Here is a 23,945-nt window from a genome sequence, read left to right as displayed (position 1 = left end):
TTCTGAGATAGTAAATAGTGATATATCCGCTTTTTTTTTGATAAAGGAGACTTTGCAAAATTTATAATCGCAATTATCGGTACTTTATTTTCCATTAAAGCATCCAACACTTCCAACGTATTTTTTGTCGAACCGGAATTATCAGTTTTTATCAGTTCAAGCGATGGTGTGCTCTCTTATGTCGGTTTAAACGCTTTTGAGAAAGGAATTGCCGCTGTAACGATTGGGACAAGTGGTTCCATACGCACAGCATCCAATGCTCCAGTCATTTATTCGAAAGGGCGTACGTTCTGTACCCATTATTTAATGATCACTGAACAATAAGTGAGCCTGTCAATAATGGTGGAGTTGTTTTAAGATGGGTTCGTGATCAACTTGCACAAACAAAAACAGAAACAAAGCATGCGAAAGATAAAGAAAAAGACCCATATGATTTCATTACTGCTATGGCAGAAAAAGTTAAAACCAGGAGCTGTGGGACTTATCTTCCATCCTTACTTACTCAGGCGAGTGCGCCCCCATTTGGGACGCAAATGCAAAAGGTTCCTTTTTTGGCTTAGCATTCATCATACAAAAGCAAATCTCATACGAGCAACGATAGAGGATTTTTCTTTAATTTAAAGTCTGTTCTTACATTTTTATCAGTGCCGATAAGTTATGAAAGTTTATGCTTAGGTGCTGTAGTAGTGGGACGATTTGCTATCGGGGAAATTCAAAGTTTGTACGATGCTAAAGATATGATTGGTACGACGCCACCTCATTATCCTGAAGCAAAAGAAGTGCCATTTATCAGTCCATCCTACTGATACATGAACATTTAAGCAACGTATTTCAAAAGGAGGACAAGTTTATTCAGTCTTTGGAAAAATAATTTGAAATTAGAAACCAAATGAGGACAGGTAACTGAATTGAAAAAGCTTGTCTTACAGTTATTTGATGAATAACGATAAGTCAAGCTTCTTTTTTAAACATACTCTAATAATGATTTTCGTATATCTTCCACTTTATCTGTTTGTTCCCAAGGTAAATACAAATCATGGCGACCAAAGTGACCGTATGCTGCGGTTTGTCGATAAATTGGTTTTTGTAAGTCCAACATCGTAATGATTCCTGCTGGGCTTAAATCAAACGTGTTTCGGATTACTTCAACAAGCTTTTCTTCCGTAACTTTTCCTGTACCGAATGCATTAACGGAAATAGAAACTGGTTCAGCTACACCAATAGCATATGCAAGTTGCACTTCACATTTTTCTGCTAAATGAGCAGCGACAATATTTTTTGCTACATATCTTGCTGCATATGCAGCTGATCGGTCAACTTTCGTTGGATCCTTCCCACTAAATGCCCCACCACCATGTCTTGCATATCCTCCATACGTATCAACGATAATTTTTCTCCCTGTTAATCCAGCATCTCCTTGGGGACCTCCAATTACGAACCTACCAGAAGGATTTATAAAATATTTTGTATTCTCATCTAATAAAAAACTTGGTACAACAGGTTCTATTACATATTTCATTAGATCTTTATCTATCTGATCAAGTGTTACATCTTGATGATGTTGAGTAGAAATGACGATTGTATCCACTCGAACTGGCTTGTCTTTATCATCATACTCTATGGTAACTTGCGATTTTCCGTCTGGGCGTAAATAGGAAAGCGTTCCATTTTTTCGAACTTCTGTTAACTTTTTAGCTAAACGATGAGCTAAAAAAATAGGTAACGGCATTAACTCCTCTGTTTCATCACAAGCAAAACCAAACATCAATCCTTGGTCACCTGCACCGATTATGTTATTATCTTTATTTCCATCTCTAGCTTCAAGCGCTGTGTCCACACCACTTGCAATATCTGGAGATTGTTCATCAATTGCAGTAAGTACAGAACATGTCTGTGCGTCAAATCCATATTTTGCTCGTGTATAACCAATTTCCGATATCGTTTTTCGAACTATTTTTGGGATGTCAACGTATGTTGTAGTGGTAATTTCGCCTGCTACTAATACGAGCCCAGTGGTAACCATTGTTTCACAAGCAACACGTGCTTTAGGGTCGTCCGTTAATATGTCATCTAAAATTGCATCTGAAATTTGATCACAAATCTTATCAGGATGTCCCTCTGTAACCGATTCAGATGTGAACAAATGACGATTTTTTACCATAAATAAAAGCCTCCTACTATATAGTACACGGAGCTCAAAAATAATTAGGTTTTAAAGGAATTCTTGTTTATTATAAACGAGAGAAAATAAAAAATCCCTTCCATCTAATAATAGAGGAAAGGAAATGCCTTTCACTCTTATTGTTCAAGGAAAGTCCTTGCATCAGGTTAGCACCTTTTCACATATTGTGATGGTTGCTGGGCTTCCTCGGGTCTGTCCCTCCACCAACTCCTAATAAGAGAGTCCGTTAAAAATAGCTTACACTAAAGTGTCTAAAGTTGTCAAACAACTGTATTTTCATGCGAATGTGATTTATTTCACAAATTTGTAACGATTTTCTTTAACTATTGCACAATCTGTATATAATATGGATAATATGCTATATAATCAAATATCTATCTAAGGTATAATTAATTCGCATTATATTTAGTATGGACTATTTAAGTTAATGTGTTATACTATATTCAGAATTAAGTACTTGTAAAGGAAGGTTAGGGCAATGAACATGACTGCAAATTCAATCGAAACTCATGAATTTGAAACGAATAATAAACTGCATACAAATTTATCTGTTCCGTTATTGGTTGAAAAGATTTTATCGAGAGAAGAAGGAGTTTTAACTGCAACGGGAGCAGTTCAGGCTACGACAGGTAAATATACAGGGCGCTCTCCTAAAGACCGTTTTATCGTAAGAGATGATGTCTCGGAAAATATTGTAGATTGGGGAGCGGTAAATCAACCCCTTGATGAAGTTTCATTTGAAAAACTTTATCAGAAAGTGATCAACCATTTAAAAAGCAAAAATGAATTATTTTCTTTTAAAGGATTTGCAGGTGCTGATGAGAAATTCCGTCTACCCGTAGAAGTAATTAATGAATATGCGTGGCATAATCTATTTGCACGCCAGTTATTTATTATTCCAGATAAGACTGAATTGCATAATCACAAATCTGAATTTACTGTTTTATCTGCTCCTACTTGTACAGCAAATCCAGAAGAAGATGGCACAAACTCTGAAACATTTATCGTCATCTCATTTAAAAAACGCATCGTTCTTATAGGTGGAACAGAATATGCAGGGGAAATTAAAAAATCAATCTTTTCTGTCATGAATTACTTACTACCACGGCAAAATGTGCTTTCTATGCATTGTTCTGCTAACGTTGGAGAAGAAGGCGATGTAGCATTGTTTTTCGGTCTTTCAGGTACTGGAAAAACAACGCTATCAGCAGATCCTTACCGTAAATTAATTGGTGATGATGAACATGGTTGGAGTCCAAATGGTGTTTTCAACATTGAAGGTGGATGCTATGCCAAATGTGTGGATCTATCTCAAGAAAAAGAACCACAAATATATGACGCTATTCGTTTCGGCTCTGTTTTGGAAAATGTCGTATTAGATGATAATTCACGTGAACCAGATTATTCAGATACAAGCTTAACAGAAAACACACGAGCTGCTTACCCACTAGAGAATATTGACAATATTGTTAAGCCAAGTGTTGCAGGACATCCAAACACAATTATTTTCTTAACAGCGGACGCATCTGGTACATTACCACCGATTAGTAAATTAACGAAAGAACAAGCAATGTACCATTTCTTAAGTGGTTACACAAGTAAATTAGCTGGTACAGAGCGTGGAATCACGGAACCCGAAGCTACATTCTCAGCTTGTTTCGGTTCACCATTCTTACCACTTTCACCTGATAAATATGCACAAATGCTTGGTGAAAAAATTGACCAGTATAACGCAAATGTATTTTTAGTAAATACAGGATGGACTGGAGGCCCATACGGAGTAGGTAGCCGAATGAAATTATCTTACACTCGTGCAATGATTCATGCTGCCCTTGAGGGTGAGTTAAATACAATTGAAACAATTCAAGATGATATTTTCGGTTTAAATATTCCTGCACATGTACCAGGGGTTCCTGATGAAGTGTTAATTCCAAGAAATACATGGGCAGATAAAGACGCCTATGATAAAACTGCTCAAAACTTAGCTAGAGAATTCCATCAAAACTTCGAAAAATTTACAAATGCTAGTGAAAATATAAAGCAAGCCGGTCCAATCCATAAATAACACATTATTTACAAACCGACTCATATGTTGAGTCGGTTTTTTATATGAACATACACCTCTAACTTGAGCAACTTTCACCTCGACTTGAGCAACTTCACCCTCGACCTGAGCAACTTTCACCTCTAACTTGAGCAACTTTCACCTCGACTTGAGCAACTTTCACCTCGACCTGAGCAACTTTCACCTCGACTTGAGCAACCTTCACCTCGACCTGAGCAACTGCAACCCCGACTTGAATCCTCTCCCAACTAATTTTTGACACACATAAATTCCCTTTTGCATAGGCTAATGTTGATATACGAAAAAGATAAAGGAGTTGCATCAGATGAGAATGATCAAATGGGTCAGTTACTTATTTATCTTACTTTTAGTTTTTCTATCAGCTTGCTCTTCAAATGATGTATTAGAAATAAAACTGGCTGAAGTTACTCGTTCTGTTTTTTACACGCCACAATATGTTGCAATTGAAAATGGTTATTTTGAAGAAGAAGGTTTGAAAGTTGATCTGCAAACAACTTGGGGTGGAGATAAAACAATGACTGCCCTTCTATCAGACAATGCAGACATCGCTCTTGTTGGATCAGAAACATCTATTTACGTATACGGACAAGACGCATCTGACCTTGTTATTAATTTTGCGCAACTTACACAAACGGATGGTACATTTTTAGTATCCAAAACAGAGAAACCTGACTTTTCTTGGGAAGATACAAAAGGTAGTATTTTCTTAGGGCAACGAAAAGGTGGAATGCCGCAAATGGTTGGGGAGTATGTTTTAAAACAACATGATATTGATCCACACGAAGATTTGGAATTACTTCAAAATATTGATTTTGCTAACATTCCAAGTGCTTTTGTCTCCGGTGATGCTGAATATGTCCAACTGTTTGAACCAACTGCTAGTACATTTGAAAAAGAAGGAAAAGGTCATGTCATCGCTTCATTTGGTGAAGAATCTGGCCTGATTCCATATACCGTTTTTATGACGAAAGAAAGTTTTATCAATGAAAATGAAGATGTAGTTAAAAGCTTTACAAAAGCAATTTATAAAGCACAACAATGGGTAGAAGAAACGGATGCTGAAGAAATTGCCAAAGTAGTGCAACCTTATTTCGAAGATACGGAACTAGATATGCTTATTTCCTCTATTGATCGGTATAAACAACAAGGTTCTTTTGCTTCAAGCCCATTACTTACTGAAGAGGCTTGGGAAAATTTACAAAATATTATGGAAGAAGCTGGAGAATTACCAAAACATGCACCATATGATGAGTTGGTGAATACAGATATTGCAAATGAGGTTACACAAGACTAGGGGGAAAATATATGGCATTTTTGACCTTAGATAACGTGTCACATTATTACTTTTCAACAACTGGATACACGAAAGCACTTGAAGATATTTCCTTGTCGATTGACGAAGGTGAGTTTGTCTCCATTATCGGACCTAGTGGATGTGGAAAATCAACCATTTTATCTATTATCGCACGATTAATGCAACAAACAGAAGGTCATATTAAATTAAAAAATGAACCTTTAGCAGATTCTTCTTTAAATATTGGTTATATGTTACAACAAGATTATCTATTTCCGTGGAAAACAGTAATGGATAATATATTACTGGGTCCTAAAATCAATGGCCAAATTACAGATCAAACAAAAATACATGCGAGACAATTATTAGCAGATGTAAATATGGCGGAAACTGAAAATGATTTCCCTTCTGAACTTTCAGGCGGGATGCGGCAACGAATCGCCCTTGTTAGAACACTGATAACTAATCCAGAAATTCTATTATTCGATGAACCTTTTTCAGCACTTGATTATGTAACAAAATTAAAACTGGAAAATTTAGTGGCCAAATTGATGGAAACATATAACAAAACAGCAATTCTTGTTACACATGATTTAGGTGAAGCTATCTCCATGAGTGATCGTATCTTTTTAATGGAAACTGCTCCTGGAAGAATTGCAAAAACATTTGAGGTTCCAGAAGAATTGCGAAATGAAGCTCCTTTTTTCGTGAGACGTCATCCAAAATATCAACCGATTTTCGATAAGATTTGGAAGCATTTAAATGATGATATGTCGGATGAAAATAAAGGGGTGACAACTGATGAAAGAAACAATTGACAGAATATTTTACGATAATTATCTTAAAAAAATTCGATCCGAAACAAGAGTCGTAACTATTTGGCAGTTAATAATCTTTATTTTATTTATAGCAATATGGGAGATTGCTAGTAGATTTCGATTTATTGATCCATTACTATTTAGTTCTCCGACAAAAGTTTCTCAATTGATTTATGAAAAAATAATAGACGGTTCAATGTTAAATCACTTGCAATACACATTATTTGAAACAATTCTAGGCTTTATACTTGGTACAGTGCTCGGTATAATAATTGCAACTATACTGTGGACATCGCAAAAGTTTGCAAGAATATCCGACCCTTATTTGGTTGTTCTTAATGCAATGCCAAAAGTCGCTTTAGGACCAATTATCATCGTAGCTCTAGGTCCAGGTTTTTTATCGATTATAATAATGGGAGCTATTATTTCTGTCATCATAACAACACTCATTGTTTATTCAGCATTTAATGAGGTAGATCCAAACTATCAAAAAGTGCTAAAAAGTCTTGGAGCTACAAGATCGCAATGCTTTAAAGAAGCAATATTTCCTGCTGCCATTCCAACGATGATTTCTACACTAAAGGTGAATGTTGGTTTAAGTTGGGTTGGGGTAATTGTTGGTGAATTTCTCGTTTCAAACCAAGGATTAGGTTATTTAATCATTTATGGTTTCCAAGTTTTTGACTTTTCTTTAGTTATGTCAAGTTTAGTAATTATAGCGATATTTGCCGCATTAATGTATAAAGGCGTTGAAAAGCTTGAAGACTGGCTCATTAAACATACGACATAACTCAAGTTTCGGCAAAAAAAAATTTTTTTTGATCAAAATGGATCATTTACCACTTATAAACCCTGTTGTTAAAGGATCTCACTTTAATTTTTGCAATTGTAGTGACCAAATAAAAAATGAAAATGTTGCTACACGGGGATTTAATAAACCTTTGAATCGAAACTTGACATACTATTTTTTCTAAACGAGTATAAAAAATCGTTGAAATTGCTCACTTCATATACTACAGGGCTGTATCTGTAGCATTTTAGCCAACTAGAAGTGTTGCTTTTCAACGATTATTAGTTTAGACGTCATTCCGTATTAAATTTCATATACTTTTGTACCAGATCCGGTTTCTAATAATGTTTTTCCACATAACGAAGACAACGTGAAAGCACATCATCTTTCATCATAAAACTAAACCGCTTTTTTTCTTTAATGTTCTCAGGAATATCATCCAAGAGTACAGGTCCATTCGTTTCATAATATGTAGGCTGCTCTTTTAACGTTTCAATTGGAGCAAAATACACATTTTTAATAATCGTTCCATTTCTCCCGGTTACAAAATACTGGGCAATATAATATAATTTATTTACTACCCCGCCCGTTTCTTCCATTACTTCACGAACCGCAGCTTTCTCTGCAGTTTCCCCTTTTTCTACTTTTCCTCCTGGAAATTCCAGACCCCTACTGCGGTGCTCTGTCAGCAACCATTTATCTTTATATTTACAAATAATCCATACATGCTTAGGAGTTTTAGAAAAAGGTTGTTCTTGGAATGACAACTTCACTTCATTTTGATAATAATCTTTAAAAACATACTCCAAAACAACCAACTACCTTCAAATCCTTTTCTACTTCTATTGTATAGTATTCACTTAAAAATAGAAATGAAAGTGTTACTATATTGTACGAAAGTTTAGTTTTCAGTATCTATGGGGCGGTCTCCTAACATTCCTGTTTCTTCGATAAATGACTTCGTTGCGTCATCTCCTAGATCATAAATCATTTGATAAGCCTCTCTCAGGTTCCGGTCATACCTATCGTTTGACGGATCATTATGGTACGGAACAATTGGTACATGCGCTCGCCAAAATGTATCGTATTCTGCTACATCTGCTCCATCTAATTTTTTTCGTAGCAATAAAACTTCTTCATCAGTTGCTTCAATCGTAAACATATCATTATTTTGATATTGAATTTGTGAAATCTCTTTTGATTGTAAATTAACATAATACTTCTTTTTTTCCATTTCAGCACCTCCTACTATTAATTTGTCACATAATAAAAATTACATGCATCAAGGAAGGTGCTCACTGTAGAATAATTTGAATTAAGATTTTTCACCACTGGTAGGTACGGAAAAACTTCTATAAATCCTTATATAAAAAAAACTAATATTTCACTCACAAAATACTCACGGATTAGCTATCCCCTACCTAAACTAGAAGCATTAATTTATCTTAAGAAATAGTTAACGAAATAATCACACCGTTATTAGCAAGTACCATTGAATACGGGCATGTTTGAGCTTGAATCGTTACCGTTTTAGCCGGACAAAACCAAAAACGGGCATGATTCAAACCAGAGCAAAATAGTCGCAGCAAGTACCTCTTACAGGCTAGTCGCGTGACGCTTGGAACTACGATCTGTCCCGCCAACAGTAAATTTTATGTTACATGATTGATTTCCATGTGAATTAGGGCTGTAACTTTTCCTTTAATTTATGACGCATTATTTTGTTTGATGCATTTTTGGGTAGTGTGTCAACATAAATTATTTCTTTTGGCACTTTATAAGACGCTAAGTTGTTTTTTAAATGGTTCAGAATTTTATCAGCCGAAGTCTTTTTTTCATTCTCGACAACAAATGCAACAGGGATTTCCCCCCAAACATCATCTTTCTTTCCAACAACAGCAGCCTCAACAATTCCGTCCAATTCTAAAATGACATTCTCAATCTCAGAAGGATAAATATTTTCTCCACCGGAAATAATTAAATCTGAACGACGATCAACAACATATAAAAAACCGTCTTTGTCCATAAAACCTAGATCCCCTGATTTAAACCAATCCTCATGAAAGGATTCTTCATTGGCTTTTTTATTATTCAAATAGCCGTTCATCACCATAGGACCCTTCACCCAAATTTCGCCTATGCCGTCCATGTTCGGATTTTCAATTCTTAGGTCAGCTGGAAAAAGCGCTTTACCGGAAGAACCTGATTTTACTTTTGCATCAGCTAAACTAATTGTAACTATCTGTGAGCTTGTCTCCGTCATGCCGTAAGACTGAAATAATGGCATTTTCTTCTCCTCTATTTTTTTTAGTAAAGGATCCGGTACAGAGCCGCCCCCAAGCAGAATACAGCGAATATAACTTGGAAGTTCGTTTTCTCCAAGTTCATCAATCAGTTGTCGGAGCATTAGTGAAACAAGTGAGGCTATCGTTATCTTCTTTTCATTTAATACTTCATATAAATAGTTCGCATTATATTTCCCCATTAAATAAATAGGCATTCCATAAATAATATTTTTCATCAAAATTGAAAATCCTCCAATGTGAAACATTGGAAGGGTCAACAACCATTTGTCTTCATCAGTCAAACCTAAATTTAACATAGATCCAACTGCACTCCACCAATGATTACCATATGTATGAACTACTGTTTTTGGTAAACCTGTTGTTCCAGATGTAAACATCAACGTACAAGGTTTGCTCAAATCAATCTGTTTTGCCAGTTCCACATTGATCTCTGAAAGTAAGTTGATTTCGCCATATGTCTTTTGATTCGGATGCTCCAATTCTTTTTCATTTCGAAGTTCATCAGTTGTAATAATTAATTCTACTTCAGCTTGTTTGATCTGATAGGTTAGCTCTCTGTTAGACAGTCTCGTATTCAACATAACCATTGGAGTTTGTAAATAAGTAAGCGCATGGATGGCAATAATCATCTCAAGTTGATTCGTCGATAATATTGCAACTTTTGCTTGCGGGGTAATAGTAAGAGAAGCAATTTTTCGAGCAAAACGCTCACTATGCTCTTGAAGTTGTGAAAAAGTAAGCGAAGTTTCATCTGTCTCAATAGCAATTTTATTTGGAGAAAGCTCCGCTTGTTTTGTGAGCCAATGTGGCATAATTTGATTCATCGTAATGATACTCCTTATATAGTTAATTAAAAAAAGACCGAAACATGCGTAAATGATCCCACGCAAATGCGAAGATAATATATTTTCGACAGTTGAGGTTAAGACAAAAGCTAGAAGTGTTATTAAAACACAAATGGTTAAATTTATAATAGCCGCTACAGAAATATACTTCGCTTTCACCACTGGCATAAGAGCGACATCTGGGACTGCACAAGGTTCGTCCCATCAAATACACCTGTTCAAGCTGCACTACCCGCTGCTTTCACAGTATCTCCTTTACCGCCAGCGTTGATAAGCCCCTTTAGGCTTCGTCTTTTTAGTGTCTTATCGACGCTTTTCTTCTGGCGGGAGTCTCCATTTATTTCTTTCGTAAAAAATGAAATATTATTCTTGTTTCATAATCTACTATTTTGTTTTGTCCCGAGCTTTAAAATGCAAAAACTTGATAAATTTGTTAACCAATCCTATTCACTGCTCCAATGGTTTTCGCTACGAAATATTCTGATCATCAAGATATCGAGTCAACTTATAACATGTAGAATCTTACGCCATACTCATCTACAGCAGCCAATAAAAAAATTCCGAACTTACAAACCGACAAACTTTGATTTATAGTTCGGATTTCTTTATGACTAAAGTGGTTATAATAAAGCTTATTCTTGATTCACGCTACTATTTTAAGGGAAACGAGGGAATTGATCGAAATCTGGTTTCCGTTTTTCTTTAAATGCATCTCTGCCCTCTTTTGCTTCGTCAGTTGTATAGTATAGAAGTGTTGCGTCTCCACCCATCTGTTGAAGTCCTGCTAAGCCGTCTGTATCAGCGTTAAACGATGCTTTTAGGAAACGAAGTGCGGTTGGTGATTTTTCTAAAATTTCCTCACACCATTGCAATGTTTCTTCTTCTAGTTTCTCTAAAGGAACAACAGTATTTACCATGCCCATTTCATAAGCTTCAGCAGCACTGTATTGACGACATAAATACCAAATTTCACGTGCCCGTTTATGACCGACCATACGAGCTAAATATCCTGCACCGTAACCTGCATCAAAACTACCAACTTTTGGACCAGTTTGTCCAAATGTTGCGTTTTCTGAAGCAATCGTTAAATCACAAATAACGTGAAGTACGTGTCCGCCACCAATTGCATACCCATTTACCATAGCAATGACTGGTTTAGGGATCGTACGGATTAGTCTTTGTAAATCAAGTACATTTAGACGAGGAATTTCATCATCCCCGACGTATCCACCGTGACCGCGAACAGATTGATCTCCACCAGAACAAAAAGCTTTATCTCCAGCACCTGTTAAAACGATCACACCGATTGATGAATCGTCACGAGCATCAGCAAAAGCATCGATCATTTCATTTACCGTTAGTGGTGTAAATGCATTATGTTTTTCCGGTCGATTCATCGTAATCTTAGCTATGCCATTGTATTTTTCAAAAATAATCTCTTTATACTCTCTAACCTTTTCCCAATCTACTGTCATATTTCGCACCCTCTTTTATGTATATTTTATTTCTATAAAGAAGACTTAGTTCGATGGATTTATAAAGCCTCATATAAACTTAGTCGCCCTTACTTCGGAATTTTGCGGCACTTATCCCACTCTAATAGAGGATGTTCAAAAAGTCCGGTGAAAAATGACACATCGCATTTCTTCTTTAGCTTGCTTTTCCGCTACTCACATATTTAACTGCAAACGTTCCGTTGCTCAAGGCTACGCCGCCTCGAACTACTCGGTTCTTCCTTTTTGAACACGCACTTATAGGCGAGAATTTAGTAACGCTTTGGAAATGAACTCCATTACTATTTTATCAAACTTTTCCACTTGTTCAACATGTACGGTATGTCCTGACTTTTCAACAATGATCATTTCAGATAACGGAAGCAGGGTTTCCATTTCCTGATTAATTTTTACATATTTTTCATCTAAAGCTCCTGCAATCAGGAGTACGGGAATTGTTACTTCTTCTAACTTATCCCACCAAGACGGTTGGGTGCCTGTTCCCATAAACAAAAGAGATTCTGCCAGTCCTTCCGGTAATTGTGCAAGTCGTTCGTTGCGGATCGACTCTTTCATTTGATTTGATAAATTTTTTTGTGTCGCAAATAAAGGGATATTTTCCCAATAATACGTGAAACTTTCTACACCATTTACCATTATTTGTTCAGCTAGTAATGCATCCGCTTCTCGTCGTTTCCTTCGTTCTTCCTCTGTTTTTAATCCGGGTGATGCACTTTCTAAAATAAGCGAGTGAACATATTCAGGATAATATAATGCAAATGATAAGGCAGTTCTTCCTCCCATTGAATAACCTAATAGATGAGTTTTATTAATACTTAATTGGTCAAATAGCAATTTTATATCTTTACAAAAATGCTCCATCGTCCGTGGAGATTTGACTTTTGTTTTTCCGTGACCTGGTAAATCAATTGTAATTACTTTAAATTTCCTAGACCATTTCTTAGAAAATGTTTCCCATGTATTACTTGTCCCTGTAAACCCGTGCAGTAAAACTAGTGGTTCTCCTTCTCCACAAACGTTATAGTAATAGGTCGCATCTCTGATTGTCATTGTATTATTCATTATTTAACAACCTCTGCTCTAGTTTTTCCCATAACTCTCTGTGCCAAACAACATTCTCGTTTCGATCTGTTTGAACCTCGATTACAGAAAGACCCCCTTTTTTATAGGCTGATGCAAGTGATTCTTTGAGAGTTTGTTTTGTATGGACCAATTCATAGTTCCCTTCATACATGGATATTGCCTTTTCAAACGAAATATCGAGTGGTGTACCAAATAGTGCCTCAAAGTGCTTCTCTTCCTTTGATTGAGGAAGGAATGAAAAGATTCCACCGCCGTTATTGTTAATCAATAAGATGGTTATAGTAAGTTGATAGTGTTTTGCTGCAAGTAAACTATTTAAATCGTGGTAAAAACTAAGATCTCCTATCACTAAAGTTACAGGTTGATTTGTCGATGCTGCTACACCAAGTGCACTAGAAACCGTACCATCTATTCCGCTAACCCCACGGTTTGCATGCACAATTATCTCCTTATCCGTCGGAAAGAAAAATGTATCTACATCTCTTATTGGCATACTGTTGCCAACAAAAACTCTACTCTTATAGGGAATAACATTCATAAGTTCCCGAACCGCTTCACCTTCCGTTAACTTTTCATTATTAGTCTGACTTAATGTGATACTAGCAATTTCCTCCATCTGTTGCCACTTACTAAGCCAATCTGAGGTAGATTGTACATGTTCACTTAAGTATGCCAATTCCTTGCAAAATGAACTACCATTTGCGAATACAAATTCACTTGAATGGTTTGTCGGTTCTCTCATATCTTCATAGTCTTCAACTACAATTTGTAAAACATCCTCATGTTCTTGTAAGAAAAAGAGAAACGTTTTTGATAGTGGCATTGCTCCAAAACGAATAATATAGTCAGGTTTCAACTGATTACGAAGCTGCTCAGATTTAAATAACGCATCATATGTTGAAATAATTGTCGCTTTTTCATGCGTGCCTGATCGTAATTGAGATAATGGATCTGCTAATATAGGAACCTTTAACCTACTGCTTAATAAAGTAATTTGTTCACCAAGTTCCTGATTAAATTGCGATCCACAGACTATCAGACCTCTTTGTTTGTCTGCAATTTTAGCATATAAAGATTTTAATTGGTTTTGATCTAATCGCTTCGTTCCTTCATAAGCAAAGTTATAGCATGAGCCATTATTTTCACCCCACAAATTCTCTAATGATAAGTCAGGTAAAAGTGGTTCTCTAAACGGAAAATTCAAATGAACCGGACCAGGATTTCCATGTTCCGCTTCTCGGACTGCGCGTGCAGCCCTTCCTCTAACATAGCGTAACATTTGTTTTGTACTTTCTGGCGGTGCCATTTCGTGAAACTCTTTTACAAAATCTCCATACATATTCATTTGATTAATCGTTTGGTTTGCGCCGATTCCTCTTAATTCATGAGGGCGATCTGCAGTAAGTACAACTAACGGTATCCGCGCATAATAAGCTTCTACGATCGCTGGAAAATAGTTTGCAGCAGCTGTACCAGATGTACAAACGATGGCTACAGCTTTATTGGTCTCTTTTGCAATTCCTAATGCAAAATAAGCGGCTGAACGTTCATCAATTAATACATATTTTTTAATTTTCTCATGCTCACTAAATAAAATTGCAAGCGGAGTTGACCTAGAGCCTGGTGAAATAACGACTTGAGTAAGCCCGCTACAAACTAGTTCATCAACAAAATTAGCTATGTAGCGTGTTAAATTTTCAGTATGATTCATCCGTATCCTCCAAAATTGTCAACATTGGTAAAAACTTCACATTTGTTTCCTCATATTCCATTTCTGGATCAGAATCTCGCATCACTCCACATCCTGCAAACAGCGACACTTCATCATTTTGCACCAGACCGGAACGAAGTGCAACTGCAAATTCACTGTTTGCTTGGCTGTCCAACCATCCTATCGGAGCACCGTACCAACCTCGGTCCAATAATTCATTCTCTCTAATAAAAGCTAATGCTTTATCTCTTGGTACACCACCCAACGCAGGAGTAGGATGCAGTTTTTTAACGAGATCAAAAACGGTATATTCTTCTTTTAACCGTGCAGTTACTGGTGTATATAAGTGCTGTAAGTTTCTTAATGGAAAAACAACTGGTTCATTAGGAATGTTAATATTATCACAATATTTTTCAATACTTTTTTTAATCATCTGAACTACGTAATCATGCTCTTCCCTATTTTTCGGATCGTTTAATAATGCATGTGCAATCTTTTCATCTTCCTTCATTGTTTTACCTCTTGGGGAAGTCCCTGCTAAACAAGTCGATAACAGTTTTTCACCTTTCACTTGAACTAACCTTTCCGGTGTTGCTCCCAGAAAACAATTATCCCCATGTTCAAACGCAAATATATAACTGTTCGGCTGTGTTTCTTTTAACCTTCTTAACATACGCCCAATAGTTGCTTGACGATTTAATTTCAAACGCATTTCACGTGCTAGTACTATTTTATTGACCTGTTCTTGTTTGATGTTTTGTACAGCTAGTTTGACCGTGTTTTTCCACATCTCTGGTTCTATTTCTTGTTTTGACAGTACTTTTTGTTTTGGTTCATAACTAACTGTAGAAGGATGTAATAACATTTCTTTAACTAGGGAAACATTATTCACTACTCGCTCTACAGCAGTATTTCCATCGACATGTAAGTTTGCCGTTAAATAGTAGTTGTCTTTGTCCTGTATAAGAACATATTCAGGTATCGTTAATTGACTAGTTGGGAATTTATCCCACAATTTACTTTTCTGTCGTTTAGCATCAAATGACATTCCCCCTACAGTCACTAACCCTGTCCCCAGGTCTTCATAAGGATTATAAATAAGCGCATCTTTTCGGATGTTTCCCCATTGTTCTTCCAATCGTTGAAATCTATTTTCGTGAGCAATTATTTTCTTTACACTTCCAATTCCAACCAAAGTAAAATCATTTGAGCTGTTCGTCCAAAAAATACGATCTTTATTCAGTTCCTTCGCAGTTTCAAATACGGACAATAAATCAACAGAGTTTATTTTATTTGTCCAGCTAATTAATTGTTTACTATTTGTTTTATTTGCTTTTTTCACTGCATTATCTAAAAAGGATTGAAACGTCATTTCCTTTAATTCAATCATGTAAAAACCTCCAGTAAGCCGTAGCATTTAGGCTACCCTTCTATTTTATTCTCTTTTCCAATGATTCTCAAGGAAAGGCTATAGGCGTGTGTTAAATAGCTTTCGTACATAAAGGATGGAGAATATGATTATAACTAGAAAGGTTTTGTAAAATTGACATGAGGCTGCAAAATCCATACTATTAAATAGAGGCACAGTTTAATACGATAACAGTTAAGGAGATAATAATGAGTCACGATAAAATGGATATAAAGGAAGCATTAAATGAAAAAGAAGGATTTCAAGTATGGTGGCGGCTGCTTCGACCCCATACATTAACTGCATCATTTGTCCCTGTTTTCGTTGGAACGATGTTTGCCCTCATTCATGATAATACATTTCATATCAGACTTTTCTTAGCAATGTTAATTGCTTCTATATTAATCCAGGCAGCAACAAATATGTTTAACGAATATTATGATTATGTACGCGGTTTGGACACAGAAAAGTCTGTCGGTATTGGTGGAACGATTGTACGAGATGGGGTTCAACCAAAAACAGTCTTGCAATTAGCATTTGCTTTTTTCGGGATTGCAATTCTTTTAGGTATATACATTTGTATAGAATCCAGTTGGTGGATTGCAGTAATTGGTGCTGCGTCTATGCTGATCGGCTATCTTTATACAGGTGGACCATTTCCGATTGCTTATACACCATTTGGTGAACTTTTTTCCGGATTTCTTATGGGAACTGTTATTATTGCAATCAGTTATTATATTCAAACATTAATGGTTACAAAAGATATTATTTTTGTTTCTATCCCTGTAGCCATTTTTATTGGAGCTATAATGTTGTCTAACAATATTCGCGATTTAGATGGCGATAAAAAAAGTGGTCGAAAAACAATTGCTATTTTAATTGGTCGAAAAAATGCCATTATTTTTTTAGCAACAATGTTCTTTGTCGCTTATGCAATTACAGCTAGTCTTATTTTAACAGGTATATTGCCTATTTGGTCATTAATTACTTTCCTTAGCCTCAAAAAAGCCGTTGATGTTATTAGCGGGTTTATTGGTAAAACAAAGCCGCTTGAAATGATGCCTGCCATGGTTGCAACTGGTAAAACAAACTCGATATATGGTTTCTTGTTAGGTATTTCTTTAATTTTAGGCAAATTATTTTAAACCTAGGTGGAGGATAGAAAATGAACAATCAATTAATGGAAGCTTTAGGAATTGAAACAGTGCTATTAGATAAAGACAAAGTAGTGATGACGATGCCGGTAGATGAGCGAACACATCAGCCGGCAGGTTTTTTGCACGGCGGAGCGAGCGTCCTACTAGCAGAAACAGTTGCTAGTATAGGTGGTTTTTTGAATATTGATCAAGAAAAAGAAGCTATATTTGGAATGGAAATTAACGCAAACCATATACGTAGCAAACAAACAGGATCGGTTATTGCAATTGCTACGCCACTTCATATTGGCAGAACAACAATGGTATGGGATGTTAAAATAAAAGATGAAAATGATAAGTTAATTTGTGTTTCCCGTTGCACACTTGGAGTAGTTAAGAGAAGGTAAAAGCAATCGTTCAAGAAGGAAGGGATCGGCATGTGTATTATCAGTTTCCATTTCCAAGACCATCACGAATATAAATTAATTGTTGCCGCAAATAGGGATGAGTTTTACGAACGCCAAACAAAAGCAGCCCATTTTTGGGAAGATAAACCGAACATCTTAGCTGGACGAGATTTAAAGGCGCTCGGGACATGGCTTGGAATTTCAAAAGATGGCAGATTTGCAGCCCTTACAAATTATCGAGATCCAAAAAGCGAAACAATAGATAAAAAATCACGTGGAGAAATTATTACTTCTTTTCTTACAAGTACTAAAAAAGCTCCCGAATTTCTTAAAGCGCTTGATAAAAATAGTGATCAGTATAATGGGTTTAATGTGTTGGTCGGAACACCGGATGAACTTTATTATTACGGAAACAGACAAAACAAAATAGTTAAGGTGGATCCAGGAACTCATTCAATTAGTAATCACTTAATGAATACACTTTGGCCAAAAGTAAGTAAAGCACGAACAAATTTGCAAGAATATGTACGAAACACTGAAAATATTGATGTAGAAGAAATATTTTTACAATTACATGATCGTGAAATCGCTGAAGATGACTTATTGCCTGAAACTGGAGTCGGTCTAGAACTTGAAAGACAGCTATCACCAGTATTTATTAAAACAGAGAATTATGGTACAAGAGCTTCAACAGTTATACTCATTACGAAAGATAATCATGTCACATTTATTGAACGAACATATAACAATGGTTCTTTTAAAAAAGAAAATAAGTTTACATTTAAGATAGAAACATCCCGTTGAACGATTGATTAACATCGTTTAACGGGATGTTTTTTTACTGTTCTAACTTTTAAAATAGTAGCTGCGTCTAGCTGCAGCGTTAAAGCTGCTGTAACGCAATTTTTTTCACCTTCATACGTCGGCTACGACGCATAACAAATCTTTGCGGTGGGCGAACTTTTAACGCAGTCCTGGGTGTTGCGACAAAAATCTTTACAGTGGGGCGAACGAAAGTGCAAATGCTCTTCGATGGGACGAGTAAGCGCAGTTCCAGTCCCAAGACGTAAACTCTTAGCCTAAAAGATCCTTTCGCCTTGTCTTAACTAGCAACTTTTATTTGTTTTTGTTCAATCCATTGTTTTAATTTTATAAATACAGGTACAAATAACATACTAACAATAAGCCCTTTTACAAAATTAAATGGCAATACACCACCAACTACAGACGCCCATTTAATTGTATCATTCATTTCCCATCCCATTAACCAAGCATATGCCGGGAGTATAAGTAAATAGTTAAGTACACTCATAATAACCGCCATTGCTATCGTTCCAATTACGAGACCAGAAATGACACTTTTTACCCCACGATATCTATGGTACAAATAAGCTACCGGTAAAATATAAAGCGTTCCTGCAATAAAATTAGCTGTAACTCCAATGGGGTCTGTTGCGCCAGAAGCGACAAAGTAAAGTGCATTTTTCATGAATACTACTAAAACTCCTGCAAGCGGTGAGAATATGAGCCCCGCAATCAATGCTGGAACATCACTGAAGTCTACCTTTAAATAAGGTGGTAACAAAGGTAATGGAAAACTAATAAAAAATAATACAAGTGATACAGTTGCAAGTAAAGCTAAAACAACAAGTTTAACTAGTTTTGATGAGCGATTATCAATCTGCATCATCTTTCTCCTCCTTCATCTATATCGATCCATAAACATTTGATGAAGGATAAGCTAATTATTTCACTTACAATAAATAAAACCCTAAAACAAATTAGTTTTAGGGCATTTTTATCGTATGGAAATTAAGCACAATTATAAATTGTACTATATTAGCTTCATCTTCTCCCATCCAGACTGTAACTGTCGGCTTTGGATTTTCACCAAATCAGCTGTCATATCTTAATATAACAGGTCACGGGCTTTAGTAGCATTCTACTATTTACCGTCGGTCGGGAATTTCACCCTGCCCCGAAAATGGAATCGATATGTTATTGTATGTTTAATATAGCTTAAGTACGTTAGAATTGCAAATATATAAGGTTCTTGTTTTTATTCATTCGCTACTTTATGTTCAATGGTCAACAATCGGTCAACATGTTGACCACTGAATTAAAACTATATCTGATTCCTCCAAGAATCAAGATTTTAAACTATCGTATGATATAAACATCCTTTAAAAAAGTGACTAATATTTACGTTTTCATATCTTTTTAGTACACTATAAATAATAAATGAATGAATAAAAAAAAGGAGACGATATGTTCATGAATCTAAATGATTGGTTCGATAAAGGGATTGAGAAAGAGGAATATATGGCCGCTCTTGATCAACATCGTGATTCTTTTATGAAAATCTACAATAATTTTAAAGTTCCAGAACAGGATAAATCATTACTTAAAAGCAAATCTCATTTACGAGTAGTAGTCCTAGCCGAAGTATGGTGTGGTCATTGTATGTTAGACGTACCAATCCTGTTACGTATTGCAGAAACTGCTAATATTGCGGTACGCATTTTACCACGTGATGAACATTTAGAACTTATGGATAACTATTTAACCAATGAAAAAAGATATATACCGATTATAATTTTTATTGACGAAGACGGAAATGAAGTAACCAAATGGGGACCTATGGCACCAGAAATTGCTACTTTTGTTGAAGAGCTTAAAACAGGAATGCCAGAAAAAGACGCACCAGGTTACAAAGAAGCTTTTAAAAAATATGTTGATGCGATAGGTGACACTTTCCGAAATGATGAAAAGTTTTGGAATTATGTTTACGAAGACATTAAAAAAACACTCCCTTAATAACAGATAGTTGCATTTACCTATCGGCTGTTAAATCTTCACAGTTGAAGGATACTGTGACGTAACGATTTATCACCGTTGGGGCTCTACCTCCGCTCCGGAATGTGAGTCGATTAACAACATGCAGAGTCCAGATCTAAGATGTCGAGTCGATCTGCAAGATGGGTAGTTTCGATATTAATCGTGACCGTTTTGGGTAAGGGTCATAAAAAAAGGGCATGTTTCGGTATTAATCATGACCGTTTTGGGTAAGAGTCATGGAAAATGGGCATGTTTCGGTATTAATCGTGACCGTTTTGGGTAAGAGTCATAAAAAAAGGGCATGTTTCGGTATTAATCGTGACCGTTTTGAGTAAGAGTTATAAAAAATGGGCATGTTTCAATATTAATCGTGACCGTTTTGGATAAGGGTCATAAAAAAAGGGCATGTTTCGGTATTAATTGTGACCGTTTTGGGTAAGAGTCATGGAAAATGGGCATGTTTCAATATTAATCGTGACCGTTTTGGATAAGAGTCATAAAAAACGGCGAATCTTTTTCCAAGATGTCGAGTCGATCCGTATCGATTTATTAATAAGCAGAGCCTAACGTCACAGTTTATGGATTTTGTTCAATAACAACAATTTCTTCAATGGAGCGAGCAGTGCGCAGCCAACTATTTTAAGGAACTCTTTCAAAATTAACCTTGATCATTGAAACATTTTAAAAACTTTAAAAACTTTTTTAAAAAATTTATTTTTTTTGTTTAAAATATTTTTACGTGGGTATACTTAGTAGTGTAAGACTTTCTCGTATTCCCCCTGTAGGCAAAGCGTATAATCGCTTTGCTCTTTTTTTGTTCTAAAACCGCATTATTCGTTTTTTTCCAATTACTTCTTTATAATAAAAAATAAATAGAAAGATATAAGGAGGAAAATAAAATGGCTGATTTTCAAACTGTTTACAATCGGAAAAATACACATTCCTACAAATGGGATCATATTCAGACGGTTTTTAATACAGATGACGTTTTGCCAATGTGGGTTGCAGATATGGATTTTAAAGCGCCAAAAGCGGTAAATGATGCTTTAAAAGAACGTGCTGAACATGGAATTTATGGTTATACCATTATTAATGATGATATTAAAAAAAGTATTGTTAATTGGGTGAATTATAAACATGACTGGGATATTAAAGAAAGATGGCTATCCTTTAGTCCTGGAGTAATTACAAGTTTACATACTGCCATTCAAACTTTTACAGATGAAAACGATAAAATCTTATTACAAACTCCAGTCTATACTCCTTTTTTTAATATTATTAGAAATGGAAAACGTGAGGTCATCGAAAATTCGCTTAAATACAATGGAGAGAAATATGAAATAGACTTTAATAACTTTGAAGAGAAATTACAGCAAGGTGTAAAAGCATTTATACTCTGTTCTCCGCATAACCCTGTTGGCCGAGTTTGGACAAACGATGAATTGCTTGAGATGGCTAGATTATGTTTAAAATACAATGTTTTAATATTCGCAGACGAAATTCATGCTGACTTAGTATTTAAAGATTATACGCATACCCCAATAGCATCATTATCGGATGAAATCGCTAAACAAACTATTACCTTTATGTCCCCAACGAAAACATTTAATTTGGCCGGACTACAAGCATCCTTTATTATAACATCAGATACTAATAAACGTTTACTTCTCGATAAAAAGCTTGCTCAACAAGGTTTCAGTATGTTAAATACGATGGGTATTATCGCTTTAGAAGCGGCTTATAAACACGGAGCAGACTGGCTAAATGAATTAATGGAAGTAATAGAGGATAATAAAAAATTTGTAAAATCGACCTTGGAAAAAAATACGAATGGAGTATTAAAAGTTGTTGATTTAGAAGCAACTTATCTATTATGGGTAGACTGCCATAAACTGCAGTTTGACGATAAATCTTTACAGAAATTTATGATTGAAGAAGCAAAAGTTGGTCTTAATCCAGGTTCCGCATACGGTAAAGATGGAGAACAATTTATGCGAATCAATATTGCTTGTCCAAAGGAAACATTAAAAGAAGGTATAAATAGAATCGTTGATGCAGTAAATCAACTATCTAAAAAGTGACGTTCCCATGACGTTACTTTTTCTTTTCCTTTTCAGTCGGATCTGTCGGCTCTTGATTATCTGTTCCACCTTTTTCACCTTTAATTTCACCACAGATTATCCGTTCACCGGAGTTTCCACTAATTTGAGACATCCCATCATCCGCTTCAGCCGTTATTACAAGGGAGGTGCCACCACGTTCGGTTAATGAATTCTTTTCCTTTAATAACGTCGCATCATTCACAGTCAGCTCTGTATCTACTTTTCCGCTACTATCTGCTTCTACATTAGGTAAATCTCCAAGATGTGGTCCTTCTGGATGTAATAAGCCATGTTTCTTTTTTTCAGGATTAAGATGATTTCCTGCACTTTTAAAATCGGGAGCTTCACATTTTCCAATTTCATGTATATGAATACCATGGAAACCAGGTGTTAATCCTTCAAGCGTCACTTTAATTTTAACACCTTTTGGATCCTCGGATAATGTAGCCCTTCCAACCATGTCTCCATCCCTATTGTACATGTCAACCGTTTGAGATGTTTTAGGCTGTTGTGTCAATTGACATGCAGATAAGAAACATATACTAATAACGATAAAAAAATAGCGCATTTGGAATACTCCTTTTGTCGAATCTTCATTAGGAGTTTTTAGTATATGCGATTTCTAAATATTTACTAATCCTAGTGTCATATTTGAGCAATTAAAAAACCTCTCACCGAGGATATTTATTTCTCGTTGGAGGTTTCGTCATTGTTAGTATAATACTTGTTAAGTTCATATTTTTCTTCTATAATTTTTTCTTCTTTCTTTGATTTTTTATAAAATAAATACATCGTTGCGGTTGCACCGATCATAAAGATCACGAGCATAATAAACGCAGGAATATATTCTGATTTATCTTCCGGAAAATATAAAAACATCATATCCATTTCGTATCACTTCCTTTTTTAACATTATACCAAATCTGCTCTTGCAATAAAAAGGAACTAGATATTATTCGATAAATTGTAATTGTTTTGCCATATTCGTTTTTAAGATTTGCGATACTTAAATATAGCAGTTATTGTTTTTTCTTCTCTTTCCACCTATTCTTTATAAGCAATCCAAGACGTCTTTATGGCGGAGTAAGTACCGACAGCGGTAGCTACTATAAAATCCGTCCATAAATATTCCAGCGTACAGATTATGACGATGACTATAAAAGATGGAAATTGAAAAGCCGAGTATAAACGTAGTGTAGGAAAGTATAGTCTGGAATAGGAAAAATTTTAAATAATTGCGTATAACAATTAAAGGAACAGCAATTACACCATCCCAATAGTTTATATGTATGATTGGAAACTCCATTGGATCAATCCTTTTTAAATTGTTAGACACTCTCCTCCAAAAGTGTTGGTTTAGTATTTTCAAAAAACGCGAAAATATGAACAATAACCAAATTAGTAACCCTTTATCATTTTCTTATG

Annotated in this window: 20 protein-coding genes and 2 riboswitches; of the genes, 9 read left to right on the top strand and 11 right to left on the bottom strand. The window is 35.6% G+C overall.

Annotated features, from left to right (window positions below; translation table 11 throughout):
* Window positions 1-964 precede the first annotated feature (964 nt).
* Window positions 965-2,161, bottom strand: a complete 1,197-nt coding sequence (gene metK / locus SPD89_RS04760; RefSeq protein WP_336260814.1) for a methionine adenosyltransferase — start codon at window positions 2,159-2,161, stop codon at window positions 965-967.
* Window positions 2,162-2,295: 134 nt separating this feature from the next.
* A riboswitch (SAM riboswitch) is annotated at window positions 2,296-2,402 on the bottom strand.
* 258 nt (window positions 2,403-2,660) lie between these two features.
* Here metK and pckA point away from each other — a divergent pair.
* From pckA to SPD89_RS04740, 4 genes are all read left to right on the top strand, one after another.
* Window positions 2,661-4,247: a phosphoenolpyruvate carboxykinase (ATP) gene (gene pckA, locus SPD89_RS04755; protein ID WP_442961053.1), complete on the top strand. Its 1,587-nt coding sequence runs from the start codon at window positions 2,661-2,663 to the stop codon at window positions 4,245-4,247.
* A gap of 331 nt (window positions 4,248-4,578) precedes the next feature.
* A complete protein-coding gene (locus SPD89_RS04750) occupies window positions 4,579-5,562 on the top strand; it encodes an ABC transporter substrate-binding protein (RefSeq protein WP_336260825.1) in 984 nt (327 codons plus the stop codon).
* 11 nt (window positions 5,563-5,573) lie between these two features.
* Complete coding sequence (locus SPD89_RS04745) at window positions 5,574-6,380, top strand: ABC transporter ATP-binding protein (protein WP_336260813.1); 807 nt, start codon at window positions 5,574-5,576, stop codon at window positions 6,378-6,380.
* Window positions 6,364-7,170, top strand: coding sequence for an ABC transporter permease (locus tag SPD89_RS04740; protein WP_336260812.1), 807 nt, complete (start codon window positions 6,364-6,366; stop codon window positions 7,168-7,170). Before SPD89_RS04745 ends, SPD89_RS04740 begins: the two co-directional genes overlap by 17 nt.
* 338 nt (window positions 7,171-7,508) lie before the next feature.
* Here the strand turns inward: SPD89_RS04740 and ytkD are convergent, their stop codons facing one another.
* From ytkD to SPD89_RS04705, 7 genes are all read right to left on the bottom strand, one after another.
* Window positions 7,509-7,988 carry an RNA deprotection pyrophosphohydrolase gene (gene ytkD / locus SPD89_RS04735; RefSeq protein ID WP_336260811.1) on the bottom strand — a complete coding sequence of 160 codons (480 nt, stop codon included), beginning with the start codon at window positions 7,986-7,988 and terminating at the stop codon, window positions 7,509-7,511.
* A gap of 83 nt (window positions 7,989-8,071) precedes the next feature.
* Window positions 8,072-8,404 (bottom strand): hydrolase, encoded by a 333-nt coding sequence (locus SPD89_RS04730; RefSeq protein WP_336260810.1) that lies wholly within the window; start codon window positions 8,402-8,404, stop codon window positions 8,072-8,074.
* 447 nt (window positions 8,405-8,851) lie between these two features.
* Window positions 8,852-10,300 carry an o-succinylbenzoate--CoA ligase gene (locus SPD89_RS04725; RefSeq protein ID WP_336260809.1) on the bottom strand — a complete coding sequence of 483 codons (1,449 nt, stop codon included), beginning with the start codon at window positions 10,298-10,300 and terminating at the stop codon, window positions 8,852-8,854.
* A gap of 677 nt (window positions 10,301-10,977) precedes the next feature.
* Window positions 10,978-11,796, bottom strand: coding sequence for a 1,4-dihydroxy-2-naphthoyl-CoA synthase (menB, locus tag SPD89_RS04720; RefSeq protein ID WP_336260808.1), 819 nt, complete (start codon window positions 11,794-11,796; stop codon window positions 10,978-10,980).
* Between the two features lie 276 nt (window positions 11,797-12,072).
* Complete coding sequence (menH, locus tag SPD89_RS04715; protein ID WP_336260807.1) at window positions 12,073-12,897, bottom strand: 2-succinyl-6-hydroxy-2,4-cyclohexadiene-1-carboxylate synthase; 825 nt, start codon at window positions 12,895-12,897, stop codon at window positions 12,073-12,075.
* Complete coding sequence (gene menD, locus SPD89_RS04710; RefSeq protein ID WP_336260806.1) at window positions 12,890-14,629, bottom strand: 2-succinyl-5-enolpyruvyl-6-hydroxy-3-cyclohexene-1-carboxylic-acid synthase; 1,740 nt, start codon at window positions 14,627-14,629, stop codon at window positions 12,890-12,892. The genes menH and menD overlap by 8 nt, the downstream gene beginning before the upstream one ends.
* Entirely contained in the window at window positions 14,616-16,019 is a 1,404-nt protein-coding gene (locus SPD89_RS04705; protein WP_336260805.1) for an isochorismate synthase, read from the bottom strand. Before SPD89_RS04705 ends, menD begins: the two co-directional genes overlap by 14 nt.
* Window positions 16,020-16,246: 227 nt before the next feature.
* On the opposite strand from SPD89_RS04705, the gene SPD89_RS04700 reads away from it, so the two are divergent.
* Genes SPD89_RS04700 through SPD89_RS04690 form a run of 3 tightly spaced genes read left to right on the top strand, consistent with a single transcriptional unit; the run spans window position 16,247 to window position 18,384 of the window.
* A complete protein-coding gene (locus SPD89_RS04700) occupies window positions 16,247-17,182 on the top strand; it encodes a 1,4-dihydroxy-2-naphthoate polyprenyltransferase (RefSeq protein WP_336260804.1) in 936 nt (311 codons plus the stop codon).
* Window positions 17,183-17,202: 20 nt separating this feature from the next.
* Window positions 17,203-17,580 (top strand): hotdog fold thioesterase, encoded by a 378-nt coding sequence (locus SPD89_RS04695; RefSeq protein WP_336260803.1) that lies wholly within the window; start codon window positions 17,203-17,205, stop codon window positions 17,578-17,580.
* Between the two features lie 30 nt (window positions 17,581-17,610).
* Entirely contained in the window at window positions 17,611-18,384 is a 774-nt protein-coding gene (locus SPD89_RS04690) for an NRDE family protein (RefSeq protein ID WP_336260802.1), read from the top strand.
* A 298-nt stretch (window positions 18,385-18,682) separates the two neighbouring features.
* Here SPD89_RS04690 and SPD89_RS04685 read toward each other — a convergent pair whose 3' ends face one another.
* A complete protein-coding gene (locus tag SPD89_RS04685) occupies window positions 18,683-19,270 on the bottom strand; it encodes an ECF transporter S component (RefSeq protein ID WP_442961052.1) in 588 nt (195 codons plus the stop codon).
* 153 nt (window positions 19,271-19,423) lie between these two features.
* Window positions 19,424-19,570: riboswitch (FMN riboswitch) on the bottom strand.
* 284 nt (window positions 19,571-19,854) lie between these two features.
* On the opposite strand from SPD89_RS04685, the gene SPD89_RS04680 reads away from it, so the two are divergent.
* Both SPD89_RS04680 and SPD89_RS04675 read left to right on the top strand, forming a co-directional pair.
* Entirely contained in the window at window positions 19,855-20,397 is a 543-nt protein-coding gene (locus SPD89_RS04680) for a thioredoxin family protein (RefSeq protein ID WP_336260801.1), read from the top strand.
* 920 nt (window positions 20,398-21,317) lie between these two features.
* Window positions 21,318-22,499, top strand: coding sequence for a MalY/PatB family protein (locus tag SPD89_RS04675; RefSeq protein ID WP_336260800.1), 1,182 nt, complete (start codon window positions 21,318-21,320; stop codon window positions 22,497-22,499).
* Between the two features lie 13 nt (window positions 22,500-22,512).
* Here the strand turns inward: SPD89_RS04675 and SPD89_RS04670 are convergent, their stop codons facing one another.
* Both SPD89_RS04670 and SPD89_RS04665 read right to left on the bottom strand, forming a co-directional pair.
* Entirely contained in the window at window positions 22,513-23,088 is a 576-nt protein-coding gene (locus SPD89_RS04670) for a superoxide dismutase family protein (protein ID WP_336260799.1), read from the bottom strand.
* Window positions 23,089-23,204: 116 nt separating this feature from the next.
* Window positions 23,205-23,408: a hypothetical protein gene (locus tag SPD89_RS04665; protein ID WP_442961051.1), complete on the bottom strand. Its 204-nt coding sequence runs from the start codon at window positions 23,406-23,408 to the stop codon at window positions 23,205-23,207.
* Window positions 23,409-23,945: the final 537 nt, after the last annotated feature.

Source organism: Pseudogracilibacillus sp. SO30301A (assembly GCF_037072025.1).
Lineage (GTDB): Bacteria > Bacillota > Bacilli > Bacillales > Amphibacillaceae > Pseudogracilibacillus.
This window is presented reverse-complemented; position numbering and strand designations above follow the sequence as displayed.

Excerpts from the sequence above, each read along its gene's own strand:
- metK (WP_336260814.1), bottom strand. The coding sequence starts at position 2,161 with ATGGTAAAAAATCGTCATTTGTTCACATCTGAATCGGTTACAGAGGGA.
- pckA (WP_442961053.1), top strand. The coding sequence starts at position 2,661 with ATGAACATGACTGCAAATTCAATCGAAACTCATGAATTTGAAACGAAT.
- SPD89_RS04750 (WP_336260825.1), top strand. The coding sequence starts at position 4,579 with ATGATCAAATGGGTCAGTTACTTATTTATCTTACTTTTAGTTTTTCTA.
- SPD89_RS04745 (WP_336260813.1), top strand. The coding sequence starts at position 5,574 with ATGGCATTTTTGACCTTAGATAACGTGTCACATTATTACTTTTCAACA.
- SPD89_RS04740 (WP_336260812.1), top strand. The coding sequence starts at position 6,364 with ATGAAAGAAACAATTGACAGAATATTTTACGATAATTATCTTAAAAAA.
- SPD89_RS04730 (WP_336260810.1), bottom strand. The coding sequence starts at position 8,404 with ATGGAAAAAAAGAAGTATTATGTTAATTTACAATCAAAAGAGATTTCA.
- SPD89_RS04725 (WP_336260809.1), bottom strand. The coding sequence starts at position 10,300 with ATGAATCAAATTATGCCACATTGGCTCACAAAACAAGCGGAGCTTTCT.
- menB (WP_336260808.1), bottom strand. The coding sequence starts at position 11,796 with ATGACAGTAGATTGGGAAAAGGTTAGAGAGTATAAAGAGATTATTTTT.
- menH (WP_336260807.1), bottom strand. The coding sequence starts at position 12,897 with ATGAATAATACAATGACAATCAGAGATGCGACCTATTACTATAACGTT.
- menD (WP_336260806.1), bottom strand. The coding sequence starts at position 14,629 with ATGAATCATACTGAAAATTTAACACGCTACATAGCTAATTTTGTTGAT.
- SPD89_RS04705 (WP_336260805.1), bottom strand. The coding sequence starts at position 16,019 with ATGATTGAATTAAAGGAAATGACGTTTCAATCCTTTTTAGATAATGCA.
- SPD89_RS04700 (WP_336260804.1), top strand. The coding sequence starts at position 16,247 with ATGAGTCACGATAAAATGGATATAAAGGAAGCATTAAATGAAAAAGAA.
- SPD89_RS04695 (WP_336260803.1), top strand. The coding sequence starts at position 17,203 with ATGAACAATCAATTAATGGAAGCTTTAGGAATTGAAACAGTGCTATTA.
- SPD89_RS04690 (WP_336260802.1), top strand. The coding sequence starts at position 17,611 with ATGTGTATTATCAGTTTCCATTTCCAAGACCATCACGAATATAAATTA.
- SPD89_RS04685 (WP_442961052.1), bottom strand. The coding sequence starts at position 19,270 with ATGATGCAGATTGATAATCGCTCATCAAAACTAGTTAAACTTGTTGTT.
- SPD89_RS04680 (WP_336260801.1), top strand. The coding sequence starts at position 19,855 with ATGAATCTAAATGATTGGTTCGATAAAGGGATTGAGAAAGAGGAATAT.
- SPD89_RS04675 (WP_336260800.1), top strand. The coding sequence starts at position 21,318 with ATGGCTGATTTTCAAACTGTTTACAATCGGAAAAATACACATTCCTAC.
- SPD89_RS04670 (WP_336260799.1), bottom strand. The coding sequence starts at position 23,088 with ATGCGCTATTTTTTTATCGTTATTAGTATATGTTTCTTATCTGCATGT.
- SPD89_RS04665 (WP_442961051.1), bottom strand. The coding sequence starts at position 23,408 with ATGGATATGATGTTTTTATATTTTCCGGAAGATAAATCAGAATATATT.